The following is a 19,110-nucleotide window of genomic DNA, read 5'->3' on the forward strand; positions in this document are numbered from 1 at the left end:
TTACAAGTGGCTACGAATGCAGATGTTAAAAATCAATTAGCTAAAAAATCTAATACGAGCGTACAAAAACAGGTATCTCCTGAAAATACCTTAAACGCACTTTTAAAAAGAATGGGTCCAGAAATTCAAAGAGCTTTACCAAAACACATGAATGCAGATAGGATTGCTCGAATTGCCTTAACAGCAGTGAGAACAACACCAAAATTACTTGATTGTGATCAAACTTCCTTCTTGGCCGCAATCATGCAGTCGGCGCAATTAGGAGTCGAGCCAAATACAGGGTTAGGGCAAGCATACCTTATCCCTTACGGTAAACAGGTTCAATTTCAACTTGGTTATAAAGGTTTAATCGATCTAGCTGTAAGAAGCGGACAGTATAAAGCTATATATGCTCATGAAGTATATTCAAACGATGAATTTGAGTTCCAGTATGGCTTAACAAAAGATTTAATCCACAAACCGGCAACTATACCAGAAGGAGATCCGATTGGATATTACGCAGTTTATCATCTTCAAAACGGAGGATATGACTTTGTCTATTGGACGAGGGAACGCATCGATAGACATGCCCAAAAGTTCAGTCAAGCAGTACAAAAAGGTTGGACCAGTCCATGGAAAACAAACTATGAAGCTATGGCTAAAAAGACAGTATTAAAGGAAGTCCTTAAATACGCTCCTAAATCAATCGAATTACAAAAGTCTGTTGAGGCAGATTCTACTATTAAGAATGAATTTTCAGAGGATATGAGCGATGTAATCGACATTACTGATTACACAATTGATGAAGGAAACGATGATCAAAAGGATGACATAATCATCGATGAATAACCAAACAAATGTAGTCCTGCCTGCTTGGATTTTCGAGCAGGCACAGGACAAAGAACAGTTGAAAATGCTTGTACTAAATTATATGCGAAAGTACCCGGATTATACCGTAAAACGAATCACTAAGCGATTTGCGGTTTGTGAGATTAATAGGTAATAGGAGGAAAATAAATGAAAGGTGCATTCCAGACAAGCAGAGAGATTTTTGAAAACCCTATTTGGAACGATATACCTAAATTTAGAATCTTCTTCTATATATACGGAAATGCAGTTTTTTCTAAAGAAGGAACAACGGTTGCTGGAATGCATCTGAAGAGAGGTCAATTCTTAAGGTCGTATCGAAATCTCAGGGATGATCTTGAGTATGTAGAAAATAGAAGTGTTAAACAATACTCTCTGTCAGTCATAAAAAGGAAGGTTGATTCGTTAGTTAAAGAAAATCGATTGAAAATCGAAGAGACCGAACTTGGAACACTATTTACAGTAATTAATTACGAGCAATACCAAGGATTTGAGCATTATAAAAACAGTAACTTGGAACGCAGTGAGAACGCACTTGGAACAGGGATGGAACGCAGTGAGAACAATAATAAGAATGTTAATAAAGATAATAATGTTAAAGAAAAAACTACCACTACTACAGCGCCAGAAAATCCGGTCCAATTGTTCGAGTATCTTCTTTGCAGATTATCACCAATTCAGATGAACTCTCTTTATCAGTGGGTTGATGATTTTAAAGGTAATCAAGAAATAGTAAATGCAGCTATTAAATTAGCTGACAACAAAAACAAACGTTACTTTAACTTTGTGGAGTTTCTCCTTAAAGAATGGCATAGCAACAACCTAATGGATATCGATAGAGTACGAGCTTATGAGCGAGAGAAATTTAATAACTCTAAAGTGAAACCTTTCGCTCGTAAAGGCAAAGGCGTTATACGTACAGAAATGCTGCCAGATTGGTTTGAAGAGAATGAGCAACAAACTAAACCACAGCCTAGTGATCAACCACCAGTCAATGACGGTGAACAGATGAGCGAATTTGAGCGCTTAATGGAGTTACGAAAAAATTCGGGGAGTTGAAGGAATGGGAAACCTTTATAAAGCTGCTGTAATGCAAAAGAAGTTAAAACGTGATTTTATTCTTGGAAAGCTTAGAGCATTAAACGTCACAGTCAGTCAAGAAGGGCTTCCATTAGATGAACTAGATTATGAGGATTTGAAATATGAATATGTACTTGCTTCATTCAGAGAAATAGATTCAGAGACCAGCATTAATGCTTGGTTCTAAGGAGGAATATGAAATGACCATTCAAAATATTAAACCAGTTTTAAAATGTCCGCAATGTAGCACACAAGGATACCTACTAGCTCCGGCAGGAAAATTAGTGTTAATGGAATGTGATGATACAAAGTGCGGATATCAATGGCATACCATGGCTAAGGTTTGTCCAGAGTGTAAGAAACCTAACGGATACTTTATCGATGGACCATGTAGAAAATGCTATGCAGAGAAGTACATGTCGTCATGAAGAAACGTAACCCCGTTATTCAGAAAGCTTATGAACAAGGCAGAACTGAGGGCTTTGCGTTAGGTGAGGATATGGGAGAACTGAAAGGTATTGCTAAGACAACATCATTTTTCCGCGAAAAATTTCTTGAGTTAGAAAAAACGCCAGGTATAGGACCGAAAACCTTGGAGCGGATTCGCAAGGCAATCGGTGAGAAGTATTTTGAAGCAGGTGAGAGTAATGGTTCTTAAAAACGCAACAAAACAAAGACAAAAAAGAATCATTGTTTTAGAGGATTTGGATTTTTTATGGGATGAGTTGGAGCTAGAAGAAGTCGCTCGTCAGTGGAAAGTTGGAAAAGACGTTAGGTTGATTGCTAGTAGTTTTAATAGAGATCCAGACGAAGTGTTATTAGCTCTCATCCATTTAGCAAAAGAGGATATGGTCTTCAAAAGAAATGGGGGACTTACCCTTGGATTTTAGAAAAGCGACTCTAGGGCAGCTATATTACATATCACGACACACAGAATTAGCCTTAGAAGCTCTTAATGAGATTAATAGGAGGAAACCTATGCAAGATATAATCATTCGACGTGCAAGGAAATATGAAGCTGAAAAGGCAATTCAGGACCATGTGAAAAGAGGATGCGAAATCATTTTTCCTCTAACTGAGTTCTCAAAACAAGGTAAGACATTTGATCGTGATAGCTACAATCGTCATGTATTTGCTGGACATAATTATTCGTCAGTTTGGATGGCTAAATTAAGAAGGGTGGAAGGTTAATGTTAGATTTAATCGCAATGTACGAGGCGCAAAAGGCATTTAGAAACAGAATTGATTATAAAGGTAATGACCGTTTTGGAGAACTTATTCTGGCTCTTCAAGTGGAGCTAGGGGAATGTGCTAATGAACTTCCGGAAGCATTCAAGTTTTGGGCACACAAAGAGAACAACCTACAAGACGCGTTAATCGAATATGCTGACGGACTTCATTTCATTCTGGATATCGGTCACGAAATATTCTTTGAGGATTTTGACATGATTTACTTGTTGTCCGGAGCAGATAAGAAGCGGCCGATAGCAACCCAGTTCAGATACATCTTCGCTCTCGTATCTAAGTTGGATAAGACGAAGAGTTCAATTACCTTTATCGAACTACTCTCTGAATATATCGGTCTTGGTGAAATGATTGGCTTCTCCTTTGAACAAATCGAAGAAGCATTCTATGTGAAAGATGTCATTAACCACGAGAGACAAAGCGAGGGTTATTGATGGGAGCAAGAAAATACAACAAGTACGGCAACCATAAGCAAGTTGTCGATGGACATAAGTTTGATAGTAAAGCAGAAGCAATGTATTACGGCCAATTAAAATGGTTGCTGCAAGCTAAACAGATTAAAGGGTTTAAGATGCAACCGAGATACCTTCTCCAAGAGGGCTTTAAGAAGAACGGAAAGACCTACAGAAAGATTGAATATGTTGCGGATTTTGAAGTAGAAAAATTAGACGGAACAATCGAGATCATTGATATAAAAGGAACAATCACCAAAGAATTTTCAATAAAAAGAAAACTCTTCGAGCGTCAATACATGGATTCTATTAAATTACTAAAATATGACCGAGATAGGGGATTCGTGGAGGTAAGTTAATGGCTAGAAGAATCGTAGAAACGAATGCAGTTAGCCTTGATCGAGAAAAGCTCCAGGTTGTTGTCATCTACGAGGAAGGCGTATCGAAGCAGCAGATTAGAAATGAAAATCCATATAGTAAACGGCATGGGGTTATTTTCCCCAGTGCCGGCGCTTATGAGGTGAGAGGGTTAGATTACTGATTTTGTATTATGTTTCATAAAAAAAGATTGAGCTTTATTTGCTCAATCTGTGAAAAGGTGTGGAGACTCAACCTTAGTTGATAAAACTTCACCACATTTTTTACAAAAAGTAAAAACCAAATTAGACGATTTAATTCCAAAGATACTGTTTGTGGCTTTTAACTTTGCATATCCATCTAGCTTTCCTTTGGTAAAGTCAGTTCCGCCACAGGATTTACATTCTTGATTAGACATAGAAGCACCTCAATTATTAATGTATTTACTTTATTTACGTAAAGAGTTGTAAAAAGATTCAAGAAATCTGATACACAAGAATTATTAAGTTTAGTTAGTTTAATCACTAATAGCCTGTATTTTTGCTTAGTTTATAAAATTCTTTGACTGAAATGAATTTGCTTGAATATGCCTTTATTTCGTAGTTAGAGTTGCTTTCTCCAGGTATTCGAAGGGTAATCCGTATTAGTTTATAGGGAGGGTTTATTGGTCCTTCATAACCAACCACTCTTAATTCAATATCGAATGAGTCATTCTCGATGTTCCTAGATATCCTTTCAATTCGCGCAGAGGTATAGAGTTGTTGATCACCCTTTTCATCCATAGCCTTGATGATGGTTTCTCCAAGACTTCTTAAGAATGCTAACTCCATGATAGATGGTGGTTGATCTTGCGGAATGATTTCGGTATTTGTCTCAGCTTTTGCTTCAACTTGTACTAATGAAAATATCAGCAACGCTGAAATATAAAGACAAGAAAGTTTCTTCAAAATATACACCCTTTATGGTTATTGATTTTATTATCATTTGTAAATCAGTAAGAAATTATCAATAAGCATGAAACAAAAGAGTAAAAACGTTTATTAAGGAGGAAGAAAGATGAAAACCTATTGTGAAGAATGCTTAGGGCAAGGTTCTATAATTGTTTCAATTTCCAAAGGAGAAACAGTTAAATGCCCAATATGCAAAGGTACAGGAGAAATAAAATAAGCAAGGTCTTTCATATTTGACCTAAAAAACGAAAGAAGGAGAGTTATTATGGATAGAACATTTTTTGTGTTAATTGAAGGTGAAGACCCTATTGTCGTAACCGTTAAAGATGACGTGAACAGACCAAACAACGCTGACTGTGACAGTGTTTTGGAAGCATGGAAGACAGATAATTATGGATACAGTCCATACGAATATTGGGAAATTGATACTTGCGAAAAACACAATATTTAATGCATAGCTTGATAAATAAGTTGATTAGGAAGGATGCAAATGATGATTAAACCACTATCTGAGTTTGATGAACTATTTGCAAAGATGGAAGATATTCAAGAAGGTCAAGACTTAACCTGTAATTGCAAAGAATGTTATTGGAATCTTTGGAATCCAAATTTTAAAGATAAATATTATGCCAGTGAAGCAGCGCTGCAATGCGTTTCAGAAAGTTTAGCTGAAATTAAAATGAAACCTAACACTGAGGAGTGTCCGGGTTACTGGAGTTACAAAGAAGCGTGTGGACACAGAAAAGAAACACGATAAGCAGGGAGTTTCGCAGTCGATAAAAGTGTGCAGTAGGGAAGGATGATAGTTTTGGATGAGGAATTCAAGTTATTTCACAATGAGGGAAAGTTGTATGCAGTTATAACAATTAAGGGTGAAAATTACGAAATAGATGTTACAGACTACTTTAATAACCATAATCCTCATGATGATTGGTTAGATTTTCGCCTAGGTTTAATGAGATTAACAAAGATTAAGTCTATGACTCACCCCAACACTTAATGAAAATTCTGAGAAGATTACGAAACAAAATGATAGAAACGTTAATTAATTATTGTCTTTCTTTTTAGTTTTATAGGCGAGAAAATTACCTACTAATACACCTATAAGAATGGCAACTAAAGATTTCCAGTCAAAGTTATTACCAGAAAAAATGTAATAAAGTAATGATCCAGTTAGTGCACCTAGCATTGAGAATGATAAAAGTTTAAAAAATTCCATATGTAACACCACCAAGAAATATTTAACAATAACAATCCTAATATCAAATGGTTTTTTTGTAAACAAAAGGTAGATCAGTTTAGCAATTGAAAGGAGTAGGACAATATAGAAAGCCTACTTTTGTATAAAGAAGGCTTTTAGAACAACTAATTAGTGTTTATTCTGTATTACTTAATTTGCCTTTATAGTACAGGTAATCAACTTTGTTTTTTGTAGCCGTTAATTGGGAAGCTAATATTGCAGTATATATTGTTGTTAGAAGGACAGCTAATACACCAAGTCCTAATACAGAATCATTTTTTAACATAAAGTTACACCTCCTTCTAAATTTATCTTTTCTAAATAAGAAGAATTTATACGAAGGATAATTAGTTGATTAGGAGGGAAAGAGGATGCATTGGGAATGTCGATATTGTGATGGTGGATTTTTTCCAACTACAGTGGAAGGCGATAGGGTTTGTTCATCATGTGGCGCAGAATGGGAAGCAGCAAAAATTCTAGTTGAAGATGATGATTAAGAAACAAAAGGTAGGAGGAGTTGAATAAAAAAGCACCATTAAAGGCGCTGAAAATTTAATTTGTTTGGATTCGAAATTTTAATAGATAGCACTTCTCCACAATCTAAGCAGAAAGTATAAATTTTTTCAGAACCAATTGTAAACTTTTTATCTAATGGTCGGATATTTATGTAGTCACTTCCTTGGGCAAATGATGTTCCTCCACATTGAGTACATTTTTTGTCTAATGGATTCATTTTTTATCACCTCTTAATAAATAGTTACGATTTACTTATAAAAAGGTTTCAAGTAAACAAAAGATAGAGATAGTTTACTATGAAAAGAAAGAGCCCATCCAAGCTCTCTCTAATCGTGTGACCATATTATGGAAGTGGGTAAGAAAATATACCTAAGTAGGCACTGCGGAAGATTTTTAATTCCTTACCCAATAATAATTTATCCATAATTAATAAAAGTATGCATGAAAAATAAATAATTTAACAAAAGAAGAAAATAGCTCATATAGAGGGGTTGATTAAATGAAGAATAGATATGAGACACTTGGCGAGACTACCGTCATCTTCATAAAACGTAGAAACGGTGATGTGTTCAACACATTTATTGATACTTCTGATCTGGAAAAAGTAGATAGTTTCCCAGGTAGTTGGTTTGTAAATTACAACAAAAAGACAGAATCCTATTATGTGATGGGCAACACAAAAAACAAAGAGGGGAAACCTGCTTTGATCGGCATGCATAGATATATTATGGACGCACCAACAGATAGATTTGTGGACCACGTAGACAGGAACACTTTAAACAATAAAAGAAATAATTTGAGAATAGTAACCTTGTCCGAAAACAACCAAAATACAAGGGTTCAAAAAAATAACACATCTGGTGCTAGAGGCGTCACTTGGGATAAAGATAAGAAAAAATGGAGAGCTACTGTCAAATATAGAGGGAAGGTTTATTATTTCGGTTATCACAGAACTGTAGAAGATGCTTCGCTAGCAGCTAAAGAAGGAAGAAAAAAACTTCTCCCTTTTGCAAATTAAAAGTCCCTGCAATGCAGAGACATGACCAGGAATCCCCGGCACCCAATTATATTTTAACATAGGGGGTTCCTGTATGAAAGAAGCTGCCAGCATTAAAAGAATCGAATCGTTGTTAAAAGATTATCATTGGATGAAAAAAGAAGTGGAGCGCCTTGAAAAAGTACTATTTGGATATTCTACACCTATGAAAAGTTGGGGTGTTGCTCAATATGGGATAGAGGCAACTTTGCCAAAAGGAAGCTCTGGAAAAAGCCAAGCGGAGTTAAATAACATGGATTTACGTGAAGAACGTTTATATAACAGGCTAGAGCGACTTAGAGAGAAAGTATATGTTATTGAGTTTGCTGCCGAATTATTGGAAGATGAACGCGATAAAGTCATTTATGATTGTATCCTAGATGGCATGTCATTCCGAGAGATATCTTATCATTTGTGTATATCTAGAAATCAGGTCAAAAAAGCCAAAGAAACCATATTGAACCATTTGAGCCAAAAAAGCCACTTTGTGCATTTGTTGAAACACGAAAAATCGGCATGCTAAAATGGAAGGCAGGACAGGGGAGGCAGTTAAACAAGCTGCTTCCTCTATTTTTGTGCGTTGCTCACCTTTCGGTGATTTTATAGGAGGATTTACCCCGTTTTATGGCGAATTATGTTATAAAAAGGGGAGGATTGCATATGGAGCAGGTGAAACAAGGATTGTGGATTTGTTCTAAATGTGAGGCAGTAATCACAGATTATAATGAGTACCATGACAATGATGGCGTTTGTGATGTGTGTTATTCCATTCCTATTAAAAAACGAAGGGGGCTTTTGAAATGAGAAAAGATCCAGGTGGAGGAAGAATTAAGAAGGACCCAGGTGGTGGCGGCTATCATTCAGATCTAGGTGTAGGAGGTCATCATATTGACCCAGGTTGTGGAGGTATATGATGCTCAATACTATCTTAAGAGACCCTAAGCCAGGAGGACACCATTCTGACCCTCCACGAGGTGGACATCACCAAGACCCAGGTGGTGGAGGATGGAAAAGGAACCCGAAACCAGGAAGTGATTGGCTAGCTTGGATTTCTTGTTTAATTGATCCAGGAGGCGGTGGCAGACAATGGGGAATAAAGTAGGTGGGTAATTAATTTTATTATCAGGAGGATTTACGTTTTGTTCAGATGCAACTAGAAAGGGAGAATAAAAATGAGTGGTTTTAAAGTTAAGGTGTATGCTTCAAATTCACCGAAGGATACTGTGAATGGGCAAAGTTTTAATTTGCCAATAATTCCGAGGGTCGGGGATTATATTGATGTAAAGTATAAACCTGATCCAATAAAGCGCCCTTTGAATAGTGTTGCAGGGGTTTTTGAGGTGAAAAACGTATTCATCCATGAGGCAGACTCAACATATGACGCTCACATCCATGTATTAATTGAAGAAGAGATAGAATAAAATTTAGACCTCAAATCGAGGTCTTTTTTCTTTGTAAAAAAAGACAGGAGGTAGGTGCCATGTAATGAATTGGGAGGAAATAAGGAAAGAATTTGAGACATCAAAAATTACATTAAAGGCGCTTGCTGATAAGCATGATATAAAAATTGGTACTTTGAAGAGCAGAAAAAGCCGTGAAGGATGGTCGAGAGATCCCACTAAAAAGGATGCAACCCAAAAGAAGAAGGTTGCAACCCAATTAACAAAAGATGCAACAAGAAAAAGAAGTGGAAATCCCAATCCTCAAAACCAATTCACGAAACGGAACAAGGCAGCAGAGAAACACGGATTTTTCTCCAAGTTCCTTCCTGCTGAGACATTAGAAATCATGGAGCAAATGGAAGAACGTTCACCTGCTGATTTGATTTATGACCAGATACAGATTCAATATACTGCTATCATAAGAGCGCAAAAGATAATGTATGTAGAGGATAAAGACGAGATCATAAAAGTGCTCAAAAAGAAAAAGGATTCCGATTTTGCAGAAGAACACGAATGGGAATATCAATTTGCTTGGGACCGTCATGCAACATTTATAAATGCCCAGTCTAGAGCGATGAGTGAGTTACGATCACTTATTAAGCAGTTCCTAGATATGACTCATGAAGATGACGAGAGAAGGCTTAAACTGGAGCAGATGCAGTTAACTGTTGATAAGACTAAAGCAGAGATTGAGAAAATCTCTAACGATAGCAAAAACGACACTACACCATCCATCACCGTTGTAGATAGATGGAGTGATGACAATGAGTAAGCCAACGATTGATATTCAGAAAGAGGTTAATCCTCATTTTAAGAGTGTCTGGACCACTAAGAAGCCATATAACATATTAAGAGGCGGCCGTAACTCCTTTAAATCATCTGTCATTGTTTTAATGCTCGTTTATATGATGATGAAACTCTTGAGAAAAGGCGAAAAAGCGAATGTCGTTGTTATTCGAAAGGTTGGAACATCGTTACGAGATAGTGTTTTCTTAAAAATTCAATGGGCTTTACGTAAATTTGGTTTCTCTGTTGGGAAAACAGGTGATTTTAAGGATAGTGTTGCACCTTTAAAATTGACCCATAAAAGTACAGGTTCTACGTTTTATTTTTATGGGCAGGATGACTTCCAGAAACTAAAATCAAACGATATTGGAAACATTATTGGTGTTTGGTATGAAGAAGCAGCAGAGTTTGCAAATGCTGAGGAATTTGACCAGACGAATACAACATTTATGCGGCAAAAACATCCTTTAGTTGATATGGTTCGTTTCTTTTGGTCATACAATCCACCACGTAATCCGTACAGCTGGATCAATGAATGGTCTGACAGTATGATTGGTGAAGATAACTCCCTTGTACATGATTCGAGTTACAAGAATGATGAGTTAGGTTTTGTTACTGAGCAGATGCTACAGGATATCGAAAGGATAAAGAATAACGACTACGATTATTATCGGTATTTGTACCTTGGTGAACCTGTAGGACTCGGAACCAATGTGTACAATATGAGTCTGTTTAAGCCGTTAGAGCAGTTGCCAGATGACGATAGGGTTATTGCTCTATTTTACTCAATGGACACTGGACATAGCGTTTCTGCAACTTCCTGTGGATGTTATGGACTAACTGCAAGGGGTAAGGTGATTAGATTAAATGGTTACTATTACAGTCCAGCTGGTCAAGTGAATAAAAAGGCTCCTAGTGATCTATCAAAGGATATATTCCAATTTATTATGGCTACATCTACTCAAGCACCCTATACAGGAGCGAGGATTAGGAATCGTACAATTGATAGTGCTGAAGGAGCTTTGCGAAATCAATATTTAAAAGATCATGGGCAACATTGGAACCCAGTTAACAAGCTTAAAAAAGTAGATATGGTAGATTACGTTCACGACCTGTTAGCGCAAGGTCGTTTTTATTATCTTGTAAATCCATTACCTACTAATCTACCGAACTGTGACAGCAACGATATATTTATAGAAGAACATAAAAAGTATCAATGGATAGAGAAGACACAGAACACTGATAATCCGCAAGTGGTGAAGGAAGATGACCATACTTGTGATGATTTTCAATATTTTTGTGTTTCAAATGCTAGAGACTTGCGTTTGAAGGTGTAGGAGGTGGTAGATTGAGGATTATTGATCGTGTCAAAAGTCTGTTTAAGAGGGGAGGTTATGCTTTGGCTGGGAAGAACCTGAAATCAATTAACGATCATCCTAAAATCAATATTGATCCGAAAGAATTGGCTCGTATTGAGCGTAATATGAAGCAATATGCAAATGAATATCCACAAGTGGAGTATTTCAACTCGCAGGGCCTTTTGAAAAAGCGGGATTATATGCCACTAAACATGAGGAAATTAAGCGCCGATGTACTTGCAGGATTGATTTTTAATGAGCAATGCGAAGTTACTGTTTCCGATAGAAAAGACGAGGAAAAGAAGGAAAATAGCTTTAAATCAGCACATGAATTCATTAAGCATGTATTTGAACATAATAAATTTAAGAAAAATCTAGCTGATTACTTGGAACCTATGCTGGCGCTTGGTGGGTTAACAGTAAGACCTTATGTAGACACTGAAACTGGTAATATTGAATTTTCTTGGGCGTTGGCCAATGCCTTTTACCCGTTACGAAATAACAGTAATGGTATATCGGAAGGTGTGATGAAATCAGTTACTACCAAAATTGAAGGTAATAAAATTATTTATTATACATTACTTGAATTTCATGAGTGGAAGAATGGATTGTATGTAATCACTAATGAACTTTATAAGTCTGAAAGTCCAAATGAAATTGGCAAGAGAGTGCCACTTGATGAAGTTTACAATGGATTACAAGAACAAGCAGAAATATCAGGGCTATCCAGGCCTTTGTTTAATTATCTCAAACCTTCTGGTTTTAATAACATAAACCCCCACAGCCCGTTAGGATTAGGGATTGCAGATAATGCAGTTACTACGTTAAAAAAGATTAATGACACATATGATCAATTTTGGTGGGAAATCAAGATGGGACAGCGAACAGTGTTTGTTAATGATGCAATGTTAAGTACATTGCCAGATGAAAGTGGTAGACCTCCTATCCAAGTATTCGACCCAGATGTCAATGTTTATAAATCCATTCATATGGGGGATGGTAAGGACCCGGTCAAAGATGTCACTAGTGATATTAGGACCGACCAATATATATCAGCTATCAATCAATCGCTCAGAACGTTAGAAATGGAATTAAAACTTTCTGTAGGGACATTTAGTTTTGATGGTCGAAGCATGAAAACAGCTACTGAGGTTGTCAGCGAAAATGATTTAACCTACCGCACTAGAAACGATCACGTTTACGAAGTGGAGCAATTTATTAAAGGGTTGATTGTATCCGTTCTTGAACTTGCCAAAGCGACTACCTGGAATGGTAAAAGCCTGTTTGATGGAGAAATCCCCACGCTTGAACATATTGGTGTCGATTTTGATGACGGAGTATTCCAGGATAGAGACGCCTTACTCACCTTCTACGGTAAAGCTAAAACGTTTGGTTTAATACCAACAGCAGAAATTATTCAGCGTGTTTTCAAAGTACCTAAAGAGACAGCTGAGCAATGGATAAAAGAAATTAATGCAGATCAATTAGGAACTGAGCCAGCAAACATTAATCGCCGCAGAGAAACGCAGTACACAGGTGATGATGAATGATTACACCACATCAATTAGATTTGTGGTCCAGTAACATGGCTGAATTGTACAACAGTCTTGAAGGTGAAATCATTCGGTTGCTTATTAAGCATTTGAAAGACGGTTCTAGGGATATTACTGATTGGCAAGCTAAGAAACTATATGAATTAAGGTTGTTCAATAACGAGGTTATATCTCTTCTTTCTGTGGTTACAGATGTTTCTGAGAAGGAAATTAAACGTATGTTTGAAGATGCTGGTGAGGGCATCATAAAAGACATTGATAAGAGTATGACTGCTCCGTCTAAGCCTATGTCGAGTAATTTGGATATGATTATGCAGGCTTATTATGAGCAAGCTTGGGGAGATATTGAGAACTATGTTAATCAAACACTCATTACAACAAATTTTGGTATAGGAACTGCACAAATTGCTTATCAAAATGTATTAAACCAAACTGCTGCAATGTTTAATACAGGAATTTATACTTTCGAAGAATCTCTCGAAAGAGCAATAACTGATTTAGCTCAAAAAGGAATCCGTACTACTCTAACAGACAGAGGCAATAATACATGGAGCCTCGAAGGGTACGTAAGAACAGTTTTAAAGTCTACGCTAGGAAATACCTATAATGAATTGAGAACACAGCGTATGAGCGAATATGGCGTTTATACAGTGGTTGTTACTAGTCATGTAGGAGCAAGGAAACAATGCTCTGCCATTCAGGGGAATGTTGTTGATTTAAGGATGCCTAGTGAAATACCTAAGGATAGTGAGTATAAATCAATATACGACCCTTCTTGGGGTGCTGATTACGGAACAGCAGGCGGTCACAGGGGCGTCAATTGCAAGCATTTGCATATTCCTTTTATTCCAGGTGTAAATACCAATAATCAACCTCATTACGATGCTGATCTAAATGCTCGCGTCGCTCTAGCCAGAGATACCCAACGCAGAATTGAGAGAGAAATAGTTAAGTATAAAAAGAATCTTATGATTGCTAAGGAATTAGGTAGTGATAAAGCTGATTATTGGCGAATGATGGTGAGGAGAAGGCAGACGGCGATGAGGGAGCATCTTAATACAAACGATGACTATCTCAGAAGAAATTATAAAAGAGAGAAAGTGTACACTCCTTTGTCGAATATTATGGAAGATTTTACTTATAAATAAATAGCTTTATCTTTTATTCTCCTTTACGATGAATTGTAAGGAGGGAAAAAAGTGAATTTTACTATTATACAATGGGGTGCTAGTCTTTTAGAGAGTCAAAATTTCTGGGGAACCATATTGGGGGCTTTAGTTGGCGGTATTTTTGCATTTTTAATTGCCAAGCATCAAGTTAAGGCATCTGAAAAGCATCAAGAAAAGCAACGTCAAGAGATTGTTAAACATGAAAAAGGTATGGAGTTAACAAGAATCCAAATTGGTGAATGTAGAAAGTCTTTGGAGTTTCTAAGACGATTACCAGATGATTTGACAGCTCTTCAATCATCTCTAAAGTTAGATATTGACCTAAAAGAAAAAGGGGAAGAACGTAACAATAATTCAATTTCCAATAAGCAGATGATGTCTACAATAATAATCAAATTATCCAGTGATTTACTTCTTTTAGAATCAGTAATGAAAATCTGCACTTTTTCGAGAAGTGATATTGAACAATGTAGAGAATTCCGTGAGACAATTTATAAAACATTAGATTACGTTTCTAAACAGAATTTAGAAGGATACACATATTCAGCACTTGAAATACCTCCAAGGATTGATTTTTTTCACAAAAAATTTATTCAAAAGCAAGAAGAGTTAATTAAACAACTTCAAAAAGACCTGTCCTAGACATGACATTAAAAGGTCTTTTTATTATGCCCATTTTAAAGGCTTGGGGTAAAACTAAGCGCATCCTTAAGCGTGAGGTGTGACACGCTAAAAAACATTAATAAGGAGATTGATAGTAATGGATATACAAGAGTTATTAGGAGAAGAACTTTATAAGCAGGTCATGGAGAAAGCAGGGGAAAACAAATTAGCTGTTGTCTCTGATGGTAATTGGATTCCGAAAGATAAGTTTAATGACAAGCTTGAGGATATCAAGAATTTAAAAGAGCAAATTACCAGTCGTGATGATCAGCTTGAAGAATTAAAAAAAGTTGATGCAGAAGCATTACAACAAAAAATCCAAGAACTCCAAGAAGAAAACAACAATACAAAAACGGAGTATGAAGATAAACTCCAGAAACAAACCTTTGATTATGCTTTAAAAGACGCCCTTACAGAAGCGAAAGTACGCAATCCCAAAGCGGCTAAAGCCCTCTTAGATTTGGAATCTATCAAATTGGATGGGGACAAACTTTTAGGATTAGACGCTCAAATTAATACCATCAAAGAAAGTGATCCTTATTTATTTGAAACAGAGCAAAAGCCAAATTCACCAACAATAGTTGCTCCTGGAAATCCACAAGGTGGAACTGGTGGGGTAAACCCATTCAGCAAGGAAAGCTGGAATCTAACGGAGCAAGGTAAATTATACAAAGAAAATCCGGACTTATATAATGCGTTAAAAGCACAAGCCGGAAAATAAAAGGAGAATGATATAAATGACTACACGTTTACAAGATGTAATCCAACCGGAGATTTTCACTCCATACACAATTCAAAAAACTATGGAACTATCAACATTAGTGCAAAGCGGAATTATTGCCAATGATGCTGAATTCAACAACTTAGCAGGCGGGGCGAATACCCTTATTAATATGCCTTTCTGGAATGATTTAGGGAATGAAGAATCTCAAATCATGAAAGATGAAGGCGACATGTCTGTTGGGAAAATTACTTCTAGCGATGATGTGGCTCGCAAACATGCTCGTGTTAATGCTTGGGGCGCGAATGGTTTATCAGCAATGCTTTCTGGTGACGATCCAATGGATGCTATTGCTCTACTAGTTGCAGCTTATTGGGCAAGAGATATGCAGCGCACACTACTTTCTACGCTTGGTGGAGTATTCAAAAGCACTTCTATGTCCAGTAAAGTATATGACATTACAGGTCGTGACGGAACAGCTGGAACAATCAACATGAGTACATTTCTTGATGCTACTCAGTTGATGGGTGACGCAAAAGAATCACTAACTGGAGTTATGATGCATTCTGCTGTTGAAACAGAACTACGTAAACAAGATTTAATTGAGTACGTACCGCAATCACAACAAGGCAAACCAATTCCTTACTTTAACGGAAAACAAGTAACTGTAGACGATTCTATGTTCTACGATACAGCTACGGGACAAGCCGAAATGTACATTTTCGGTCAAGGTGCTATTGCATTAGGTAACGGATCGCACCCACGAATCATCCAAACGGAAGTAAGCCGTAATCCACTTGCTTTTTCTGGTGAAGAAGCGCTTATCAACCGTAAAATTTTCATCCTGCACCCACGTGGAGTGAAGTGGAATGAAGGCGGAGTGGCCAACGTGTTCCCGACAAACGCTGAAATTAATACTGCAGCACGTTGGACTCGCGTTTATGAGCCAAAAGCTGTACGTATCGTAAAGTTCCGATTCAATACAGTACGACAAACACCAGCAGGCTAAGGAGGCTAAAACATGGCTAAATACAAGGTGTTGCAAACGTTCAGAGACATTAAAACAGATGAAGTTTACAAAAAAGATCAAGAAATTGAAATGACTGTCAAGCGCGCTGATGAAGCTGCGGAAAACTTAAAAAATCACAAAGGTGAGTTTTTGGAACGTATAGATAACAAAGAAGATAATGAGGGAGACAAATAGTCTCCTTCTTTTATTAGGAGGGAGATTATGGCTTATCTCACTTTTGAGGAATTTAAGGAACTGAGTAATCGTGATATTGATGAGAGTAATTTCAATAAATTACTTCCAAAAGCATCTGCCGTTATGGATAACGTTACTAATCACTTTTACCAAAGGGTGAACATCGAAAAGGATAATACATGGCGTGTAAATAAATTTAAACAAGCGTTATGTACACAAATTGAATACTTCCACGTTCTTGGAGCTACAACATTCGAGGAAATAAATAATGCCCCCCAGAACTTTCAAGCGGGGCGTACAAGCGTTTCTAATGCAAGTAGATATAATCCAAGTGGAGCGAACGAAAGTAAGCCCTTAATCTCGGAGGACGTTTATATATACCTTGAGGGGACGGGCTTGTTATTTAGTGGTGTGATGACATGGTAATGCCTAAACCACCTCAAAAATTTTTAATCGATGCTTTTTATTATAAAGAGTACATCGGAGAGAATGATTGGTCTGAGCCTGAATATGCTGATCCAATTCTCATTGAACACTGCCGTATTGACAGAGGAGCAACTTATAGCTCAAGTGCCTCTGGTAAACAATTACTGTATAATGCGGTTGTTTTTTGTTATGAGGGCATGACTACTCCAATACCTAAATTTAAAGTTCAATCAGTGCTTCATTTTGATGATACAAATCATATTGTCACGAAGGTTATTCCTATTTACGAAGCATATAGCACCACTATTTATTCTTATGAATTGGAGGTGGTCTAATATGGGGGTAACAGTTAATTTAAGTGTTGCTCGTAGTAAGTTGAGTGCCAAAGCAGTTAGAAATGGTCAAAGGACTTTAGCAAATCAAGCAGCCGCAGATATGAACCAGTTCGTTCCAATGGATGAAGGTAACTTAAGGCAAGCAATGAGTATTGCTGTAGATGGTTCTGGTATTGAGTATCATCAAAAGTACGCTGCAAGGCTTTTTTATATGTACATGCATAATTACACCACTCCTGGCACTGGTCCGAGGTGGGATATGAAAGCTAAAAACCTTTATATGAATGATTGGAACAAGGCTTTCATAAAGGGGGCTGATTGGTAATGGATTTTACAGAAAGATTGACCGATAGAATTAACCTAATCCCCAACCTTCCGCTTAACTGTAAGAAGGGATATATAGGGGCAGAAGAATCGCTTGTTATATATCCCTTGCCTGGTTCACAAGTAATTAGAAAGTTCATGGATGGTGTAAGTGACCAGCAATTAAACTATGAAATTGCTATGAAATCGAAGTCACAAAGCAAAATACATCAATCACTGTGGTTAGTACAGGATGAATTAGAGAGATTAGAAGAGTTGGAGAGTAATAATAATAGTTTTGAATTTGAGGACCTTTCAATAACGAACAAACCTTTCATCAATCAATTAGATGATCAGGGTTGGTTCGTTTTTTTATTAGATATTCAAGCAACAGTAACAGTTTTTAATACTAAGGAGGAATAAAGAATGGCAAGACAAAAAAATGCGTTAAGAGGACATTTTGTACAAGCGTATCTTCCAGGTACAGAAACACCAGGAACAGAGTGGTTAGAACTTGCAAAATACATTTCTGCAATTGGTGATGATACACAGGAAGGAACTGAGGAGCAAGCATTCTATGACGGTGATGGCACACCAGAAACGGATGTTGTTTCTGTAGCTGGCGCTTACACTCCAGAAGGCTTTTATGACCCTGAAGACCCTGCTCAAGCATTGATTGCTGGATTGAAATACAAAACTGGTGATGGTCGTAAGGTTTGGCACAAAGTCGTTTCGGCAGATGGCAAGAAAGAATGGGTAGGTAGAGCAACAGTCTCAGCAATTGTAGCTGGAGCAGGTGATGCATCTGCTTATGAAACATTTAGCTGCAATATTCGTTTCGATACAATTCCAAAAGAAACAGATTTAACTACACCCTGAGGAACCTCCGGAAGACGGAGGCGATGAAGAAGAAATACCAGAAGGATAAGAGAGGTTTAATGCCTCTCTTTTATTTCTAGAGGAGGATTTATGATGTCAAAAGATATACAAATTGATATTAAAAGAACTGGATTTCCTGTGAAAGTTGGAAAAGTGGAACTGTGGTTTGATAGCTCTTTTGAAAATCTCAGAAGATATTTTAATGTTGATGAATTAGCACAAGAAAAATTAAAGGTGGCTGAGGAGAAAGCTAAACATATCCACTTTCCAGAAGAAATTACTGTTGAGAGTCTCGATGAAAAAACAGTAGATGCCGCATTTGATGTTAATAAAGAGTTCATAGCAGCTCAATATGACATTATTTTTGGTGACGGCTCATTCCGTAAAATTTACAAAGAATACCCGGATATCCTAGCTTTAGAGAAAGCCTTAGAGGTAGTGGGGGCTGCCATTGCTCAACGACTTGAGGAGCAAGAGACATCACGATCTAAAGAAGCTAAGAAAAAACAAAATGAATATCTAAATAAAAAAGCCAAAAAGAAGTAGGTG

General features: G+C 37.0%; 37 protein-coding genes and 1 pseudogene. 33 read left to right on the forward strand and 5 right to left on the reverse strand.

The genetic code is table 11. The features are described 5' to 3' along the window. Positions 1–6 precede the first annotated feature (6 nt). The 10 genes and pseudogenes from LG276_RS00875 to LG276_RS00920 all read left to right on the forward strand — a co-directional run bounded on the left by LG276_RS00875 (position 7) and on the right by LG276_RS00920 (position 4,164). Positions 7–828: a recombinase RecT gene (locus tag LG276_RS00875; protein WP_404293142.1), complete on the forward strand. Its 822-nt coding sequence runs from the start codon at positions 7–9 to the stop codon at positions 826–828. Then, a complete protein-coding gene (locus tag LG276_RS00880) occupies positions 821–982 on the forward strand; it encodes a hypothetical protein (protein WP_251166495.1) in 162 nt (53 codons plus the stop codon). The genes LG276_RS00875 and LG276_RS00880 overlap by 8 nt, the downstream gene beginning before the upstream one ends. 14 nt (positions 983–996) lie before the next feature. Then, a complete protein-coding gene (locus LG276_RS00885; RefSeq protein ID WP_404293144.1) occupies positions 997–1,905 on the forward strand; it encodes a DnaD domain protein in 909 nt (302 codons plus the stop codon). 4 nt (positions 1,906–1,909) lie between these two features. After that, entirely contained in the window at positions 1,910–2,113 is a 204-nt protein-coding gene (locus LG276_RS00890) for a hypothetical protein (RefSeq protein WP_404293146.1), read from the forward strand. 237 nt (positions 2,114–2,350) lie between these two features. After that, positions 2,351–2,584: a hypothetical protein gene (locus LG276_RS00895; RefSeq protein WP_404293148.1), complete on the forward strand. Its 234-nt coding sequence runs from the start codon at positions 2,351–2,353 to the stop codon at positions 2,582–2,584. Then, a complete protein-coding gene (locus tag LG276_RS00900; protein WP_322910562.1) occupies positions 2,574–2,816 on the forward strand; it encodes a hypothetical protein in 243 nt (80 codons plus the stop codon). The genes LG276_RS00895 and LG276_RS00900 overlap by 11 nt, the downstream gene beginning before the upstream one ends. Before the next feature lie 88 nt (positions 2,817–2,904). Beyond that, positions 2,905–3,117 (forward strand): hypothetical protein, encoded by a 213-nt coding sequence (locus LG276_RS00905; RefSeq protein WP_328199942.1) that lies wholly within the window; start codon positions 2,905–2,907, stop codon positions 3,115–3,117. Next, positions 3,117–3,605 (forward strand): dUTP diphosphatase, encoded by a 489-nt coding sequence (locus LG276_RS00910; protein WP_404293151.1) that lies wholly within the window; start codon positions 3,117–3,119, stop codon positions 3,603–3,605. The genes LG276_RS00905 and LG276_RS00910 overlap by 1 nt, the downstream gene beginning before the upstream one ends. Further along, a pseudogene (locus LG276_RS00915) lies at positions 3,605–3,976 on the forward strand (DUF1064 domain-containing protein); the annotation flags it as partial. The gene LG276_RS00910 and the pseudogene LG276_RS00915, both read left to right, overlap by 1 nt. A 5-nt stretch (positions 3,977–3,981) precedes the next feature. Beyond that, positions 3,982–4,164, forward strand: a complete 183-nt coding sequence (locus tag LG276_RS00920) for a hypothetical protein (protein ID WP_404293153.1) — start codon at positions 3,982–3,984, stop codon at positions 4,162–4,164. 42 nt (positions 4,165–4,206) lie between these two features. Here the strand turns inward: LG276_RS00920 and LG276_RS00925 are convergent, their stop codons facing one another. Further along, positions 4,207–4,398: a hypothetical protein gene (locus tag LG276_RS00925; protein ID WP_404293155.1), complete on the reverse strand. Its 192-nt coding sequence runs from the start codon at positions 4,396–4,398 to the stop codon at positions 4,207–4,209. A 106-nt stretch (positions 4,399–4,504) separates the two neighbouring features. Beyond that, entirely contained in the window at positions 4,505–4,927 is a 423-nt protein-coding gene (locus tag LG276_RS00930) for a hypothetical protein (protein ID WP_404293157.1), read from the reverse strand. Between the two features lie 268 nt (positions 4,928–5,195). On the opposite strand from LG276_RS00930, the gene LG276_RS00935 reads away from it, so the two are divergent. Genes LG276_RS00935 through LG276_RS00945 form a run of 3 tightly spaced genes read left to right on the forward strand, consistent with a single transcriptional unit; the run spans position 5,196 to position 5,930 of the window. Beyond that, entirely contained in the window at positions 5,196–5,381 is a 186-nt protein-coding gene (locus LG276_RS00935) for a hypothetical protein (RefSeq protein ID WP_404293159.1), read from the forward strand. Positions 5,382–5,420: 39 nt separating this feature from the next. Next, complete coding sequence (locus LG276_RS00940) at positions 5,421–5,687, forward strand: hypothetical protein (RefSeq protein ID WP_404293161.1); 267 nt, start codon at positions 5,421–5,423, stop codon at positions 5,685–5,687. A gap of 51 nt (positions 5,688–5,738) precedes the next feature. After that, complete coding sequence (locus LG276_RS00945; protein WP_404293163.1) at positions 5,739–5,930, forward strand: hypothetical protein; 192 nt, start codon at positions 5,739–5,741, stop codon at positions 5,928–5,930. Between the two features lie 45 nt (positions 5,931–5,975). On the opposite strand, the gene LG276_RS00950 is transcribed toward LG276_RS00945, so the two are convergent. Beyond that, positions 5,976–6,149 carry a hypothetical protein gene (locus tag LG276_RS00950; RefSeq protein ID WP_404293165.1) on the reverse strand — a complete coding sequence of 58 codons (174 nt, stop codon included), beginning with the start codon at positions 6,147–6,149 and terminating at the stop codon, positions 5,976–5,978. A 157-nt stretch (positions 6,150–6,306) separates the two neighbouring features. Then, complete coding sequence (locus LG276_RS00955; protein ID WP_251163169.1) at positions 6,307–6,456, reverse strand: hypothetical protein; 150 nt, start codon at positions 6,454–6,456, stop codon at positions 6,307–6,309. An 85-nt stretch (positions 6,457–6,541) separates the two neighbouring features. On the opposite strand from LG276_RS00955, the gene LG276_RS00960 reads away from it, so the two are divergent. Continuing rightward, complete coding sequence (locus LG276_RS00960; RefSeq protein ID WP_404293167.1) at positions 6,542–6,667, forward strand: hypothetical protein; 126 nt, start codon at positions 6,542–6,544, stop codon at positions 6,665–6,667. A gap of 38 nt (positions 6,668–6,705) precedes the next feature. Here the strand turns inward: LG276_RS00960 and LG276_RS00965 are convergent, their stop codons facing one another. Continuing rightward, positions 6,706–6,903, reverse strand: coding sequence for a hypothetical protein (locus LG276_RS00965; RefSeq protein ID WP_404293169.1), 198 nt, complete (start codon positions 6,901–6,903; stop codon positions 6,706–6,708). A gap of 282 nt (positions 6,904–7,185) precedes the next feature. Here LG276_RS00965 and LG276_RS00970 point away from each other — a divergent pair, with 282 nt between their 5' ends. From LG276_RS00970 to LG276_RS01060, 19 genes are all read left to right on the forward strand, one after another. Continuing rightward, a complete protein-coding gene (locus LG276_RS00970; RefSeq protein WP_322910554.1) occupies positions 7,186–7,704 on the forward strand; it encodes a hypothetical protein in 519 nt (172 codons plus the stop codon). A 73-nt stretch (positions 7,705–7,777) separates the two neighbouring features. Next, the gene (locus tag LG276_RS00975; protein WP_095371164.1) at positions 7,778–8,245 is read left to right on the forward strand and encodes a sigma-70 family RNA polymerase sigma factor; all 468 of its coding nucleotides are present in this window, start codon (positions 7,778–7,780) and stop codon (positions 8,243–8,245) included. A gap of 137 nt (positions 8,246–8,382) precedes the next feature. Next, positions 8,383–8,526 carry a hypothetical protein gene (locus LG276_RS00980; RefSeq protein ID WP_157733841.1) on the forward strand — a complete coding sequence of 48 codons (144 nt, stop codon included), beginning with the start codon at positions 8,383–8,385 and terminating at the stop codon, positions 8,524–8,526. Between the two features lie 109 nt (positions 8,527–8,635). Beyond that, positions 8,636–8,824, forward strand: coding sequence for a hypothetical protein (locus LG276_RS00985; protein WP_341050571.1), 189 nt, complete (start codon positions 8,636–8,638; stop codon positions 8,822–8,824). Between the two features lie 70 nt (positions 8,825–8,894). Next, entirely contained in the window at positions 8,895–9,143 is a 249-nt protein-coding gene (locus tag LG276_RS00990; protein ID WP_341050573.1) for a hypothetical protein, read from the forward strand. A 64-nt stretch (positions 9,144–9,207) separates the two neighbouring features. Then, positions 9,208–9,936, forward strand: coding sequence for a phage terminase small subunit (terS, locus tag LG276_RS00995; protein WP_404293172.1), 729 nt, complete (start codon positions 9,208–9,210; stop codon positions 9,934–9,936). Then, a complete protein-coding gene (locus tag LG276_RS01000) occupies positions 9,929–11,287 on the forward strand; it encodes a PBSX family phage terminase large subunit (protein WP_404293174.1) in 1,359 nt (452 codons plus the stop codon). The genes terS and LG276_RS01000 overlap by 8 nt, the downstream gene beginning before the upstream one ends. A gap of 11 nt (positions 11,288–11,298) precedes the next feature. Continuing rightward, positions 11,299–12,858 carry a phage portal protein gene (locus tag LG276_RS01005; protein ID WP_404293176.1) on the forward strand — a complete coding sequence of 520 codons (1,560 nt, stop codon included), beginning with the start codon at positions 11,299–11,301 and terminating at the stop codon, positions 12,856–12,858. Continuing rightward, a complete protein-coding gene (locus tag LG276_RS01010) occupies positions 12,855–14,009 on the forward strand; it encodes a phage minor capsid protein (RefSeq protein WP_404293178.1) in 1,155 nt (384 codons plus the stop codon). Before LG276_RS01005 ends, LG276_RS01010 begins: the two co-directional genes overlap by 4 nt. Positions 14,010–14,060: 51 nt before the next feature. Then, on the forward strand, positions 14,061–14,672 hold the full coding sequence (locus LG276_RS01015) for a hypothetical protein (RefSeq protein WP_404293180.1): 612 nt from the start codon (positions 14,061–14,063) through the stop codon (positions 14,670–14,672). A 118-nt stretch (positions 14,673–14,790) separates the two neighbouring features. Continuing rightward, complete coding sequence (locus LG276_RS01020) at positions 14,791–15,414, forward strand: phage scaffolding protein (RefSeq protein ID WP_404293182.1); 624 nt, start codon at positions 14,791–14,793, stop codon at positions 15,412–15,414. Between the two features lie 16 nt (positions 15,415–15,430). Further along, positions 15,431–16,423 (forward strand): major capsid protein, encoded by a 993-nt coding sequence (locus LG276_RS01025; protein WP_404293184.1) that lies wholly within the window; start codon positions 15,431–15,433, stop codon positions 16,421–16,423. Positions 16,424–16,435: 12 nt separating this feature from the next. Continuing rightward, positions 16,436–16,618 (forward strand): hypothetical protein, encoded by a 183-nt coding sequence (locus LG276_RS01030; protein ID WP_404293186.1) that lies wholly within the window; start codon positions 16,436–16,438, stop codon positions 16,616–16,618. Positions 16,619–16,645: 27 nt separating this feature from the next. After that, positions 16,646–17,044: a hypothetical protein gene (locus LG276_RS01035; RefSeq protein WP_404293188.1), complete on the forward strand. Its 399-nt coding sequence runs from the start codon at positions 16,646–16,648 to the stop codon at positions 17,042–17,044. Further along, on the forward strand, positions 17,044–17,379 hold the full coding sequence (locus tag LG276_RS01040) for a putative minor capsid protein (protein ID WP_404293190.1): 336 nt from the start codon (positions 17,044–17,046) through the stop codon (positions 17,377–17,379). The genes LG276_RS01035 and LG276_RS01040 overlap by 1 nt, the downstream gene beginning before the upstream one ends. Before the next feature lies 1 nt (position 17,380). Further along, complete coding sequence (locus LG276_RS01045; RefSeq protein ID WP_095371150.1) at positions 17,381–17,704, forward strand: minor capsid protein; 324 nt, start codon at positions 17,381–17,383, stop codon at positions 17,702–17,704. Then, on the forward strand, positions 17,704–18,105 hold the full coding sequence (locus LG276_RS01050; RefSeq protein WP_322910542.1) for a minor capsid protein: 402 nt from the start codon (positions 17,704–17,706) through the stop codon (positions 18,103–18,105). The genes LG276_RS01045 and LG276_RS01050 overlap by 1 nt, the downstream gene beginning before the upstream one ends. Positions 18,106–18,108: 3 nt before the next feature. Next, complete coding sequence (locus LG276_RS01055) at positions 18,109–18,561, forward strand: phage tail tube protein (protein WP_095371148.1); 453 nt, start codon at positions 18,109–18,111, stop codon at positions 18,559–18,561. A 93-nt stretch (positions 18,562–18,654) separates the two neighbouring features. After that, positions 18,655–19,107, forward strand: coding sequence for a hypothetical protein (locus LG276_RS01060; protein ID WP_404293193.1), 453 nt, complete (start codon positions 18,655–18,657; stop codon positions 19,105–19,107). Positions 19,108–19,110 lie beyond the last annotated feature (3 nt).

The organism is Cytobacillus kochii (assembly GCF_044790165.1).
GTDB lineage: Bacteria > Bacillota > Bacilli > Bacillales > Cytobacillaceae > Cytobacillus > Cytobacillus kochii.

Coding starts and splice junctions, on each gene's coding strand:
- LG276_RS00920 (WP_404293153.1), top strand. CDS start 3,982: ATGGCTAGAAGAATCGTAGAAACGAATGCAGTTAGCCTTGATCGAGAA.
- LG276_RS01020 (WP_404293182.1), top strand. CDS start 14,791: ATGGATATACAAGAGTTATTAGGAGAAGAACTTTATAAGCAGGTCATG.
- LG276_RS00940 (WP_404293161.1), top strand. CDS start 5,421: ATGATGATTAAACCACTATCTGAGTTTGATGAACTATTTGCAAAGATG.
- LG276_RS00990 (WP_341050573.1), top strand. CDS start 8,895: ATGAGTGGTTTTAAAGTTAAGGTGTATGCTTCAAATTCACCGAAGGAT.
- LG276_RS00925 (WP_404293155.1), bottom strand. CDS start 4,398: ATGTCTAATCAAGAATGTAAATCCTGTGGCGGAACTGACTTTACCAAA.
- LG276_RS00980 (WP_157733841.1), top strand. CDS start 8,383: ATGGAGCAGGTGAAACAAGGATTGTGGATTTGTTCTAAATGTGAGGCA.
- LG276_RS01060 (WP_404293193.1), top strand. CDS start 18,655: ATGTCAAAAGATATACAAATTGATATTAAAAGAACTGGATTTCCTGTG.
- terS (WP_404293172.1), top strand. CDS start 9,208: ATGAATTGGGAGGAAATAAGGAAAGAATTTGAGACATCAAAAATTACA.
- LG276_RS00965 (WP_404293169.1), bottom strand. CDS start 6,903: ATGAATCCATTAGACAAAAAATGTACTCAATGTGGAGGAACATCATTT.
- LG276_RS00910 (WP_404293151.1), top strand. CDS start 3,117: ATGTTAGATTTAATCGCAATGTACGAGGCGCAAAAGGCATTTAGAAAC.
- LG276_RS00960 (WP_404293167.1), top strand. CDS start 6,542: ATGCATTGGGAATGTCGATATTGTGATGGTGGATTTTTTCCAACTACA.
- LG276_RS00900 (WP_322910562.1), top strand. CDS start 2,574: ATGGTTCTTAAAAACGCAACAAAACAAAGACAAAAAAGAATCATTGTT.
- LG276_RS00905 (WP_328199942.1), top strand. CDS start 2,905: ATGCAAGATATAATCATTCGACGTGCAAGGAAATATGAAGCTGAAAAG.
- LG276_RS01000 (WP_404293174.1), top strand. CDS start 9,929: ATGAGTAAGCCAACGATTGATATTCAGAAAGAGGTTAATCCTCATTTT.
- LG276_RS00950 (WP_404293165.1), bottom strand. CDS start 6,149: ATGGAATTTTTTAAACTTTTATCATTCTCAATGCTAGGTGCACTAACT.
- LG276_RS00975 (WP_095371164.1), top strand. CDS start 7,778: ATGAAAGAAGCTGCCAGCATTAAAAGAATCGAATCGTTGTTAAAAGAT.
- LG276_RS01025 (WP_404293184.1), top strand. CDS start 15,431: ATGACTACACGTTTACAAGATGTAATCCAACCGGAGATTTTCACTCCA.
- LG276_RS01030 (WP_404293186.1), top strand. CDS start 16,436: ATGGCTAAATACAAGGTGTTGCAAACGTTCAGAGACATTAAAACAGAT.
- LG276_RS00955 (WP_251163169.1), bottom strand. CDS start 6,456: ATGTTAAAAAATGATTCTGTATTAGGACTTGGTGTATTAGCTGTCCTT.
- LG276_RS00935 (WP_404293159.1), top strand. CDS start 5,196: ATGGATAGAACATTTTTTGTGTTAATTGAAGGTGAAGACCCTATTGTC.
- LG276_RS01050 (WP_322910542.1), top strand. CDS start 17,704: ATGGATTTTACAGAAAGATTGACCGATAGAATTAACCTAATCCCCAAC.
- LG276_RS00970 (WP_322910554.1), top strand. CDS start 7,186: ATGAAGAATAGATATGAGACACTTGGCGAGACTACCGTCATCTTCATA.
- LG276_RS01055 (WP_095371148.1), top strand. CDS start 18,109: ATGGCAAGACAAAAAAATGCGTTAAGAGGACATTTTGTACAAGCGTAT.
- LG276_RS00885 (WP_404293144.1), top strand. CDS start 997: ATGAAAGGTGCATTCCAGACAAGCAGAGAGATTTTTGAAAACCCTATT.
- LG276_RS01040 (WP_404293190.1), top strand. CDS start 17,044: ATGCCTAAACCACCTCAAAAATTTTTAATCGATGCTTTTTATTATAAA.
- LG276_RS01035 (WP_404293188.1), top strand. CDS start 16,646: ATGGCTTATCTCACTTTTGAGGAATTTAAGGAACTGAGTAATCGTGAT.
- LG276_RS00880 (WP_251166495.1), top strand. CDS start 821: ATGAATAACCAAACAAATGTAGTCCTGCCTGCTTGGATTTTCGAGCAG.
- LG276_RS00895 (WP_404293148.1), top strand. CDS start 2,351: ATGAAGAAACGTAACCCCGTTATTCAGAAAGCTTATGAACAAGGCAGA.
- LG276_RS01045 (WP_095371150.1), top strand. CDS start 17,381: ATGGGGGTAACAGTTAATTTAAGTGTTGCTCGTAGTAAGTTGAGTGCC.
- LG276_RS01010 (WP_404293178.1), top strand. CDS start 12,855: ATGATTACACCACATCAATTAGATTTGTGGTCCAGTAACATGGCTGAA.
- LG276_RS00985 (WP_341050571.1), top strand. CDS start 8,636: ATGCTCAATACTATCTTAAGAGACCCTAAGCCAGGAGGACACCATTCT.
- LG276_RS00890 (WP_404293146.1), top strand. CDS start 1,910: ATGGGAAACCTTTATAAAGCTGCTGTAATGCAAAAGAAGTTAAAACGT.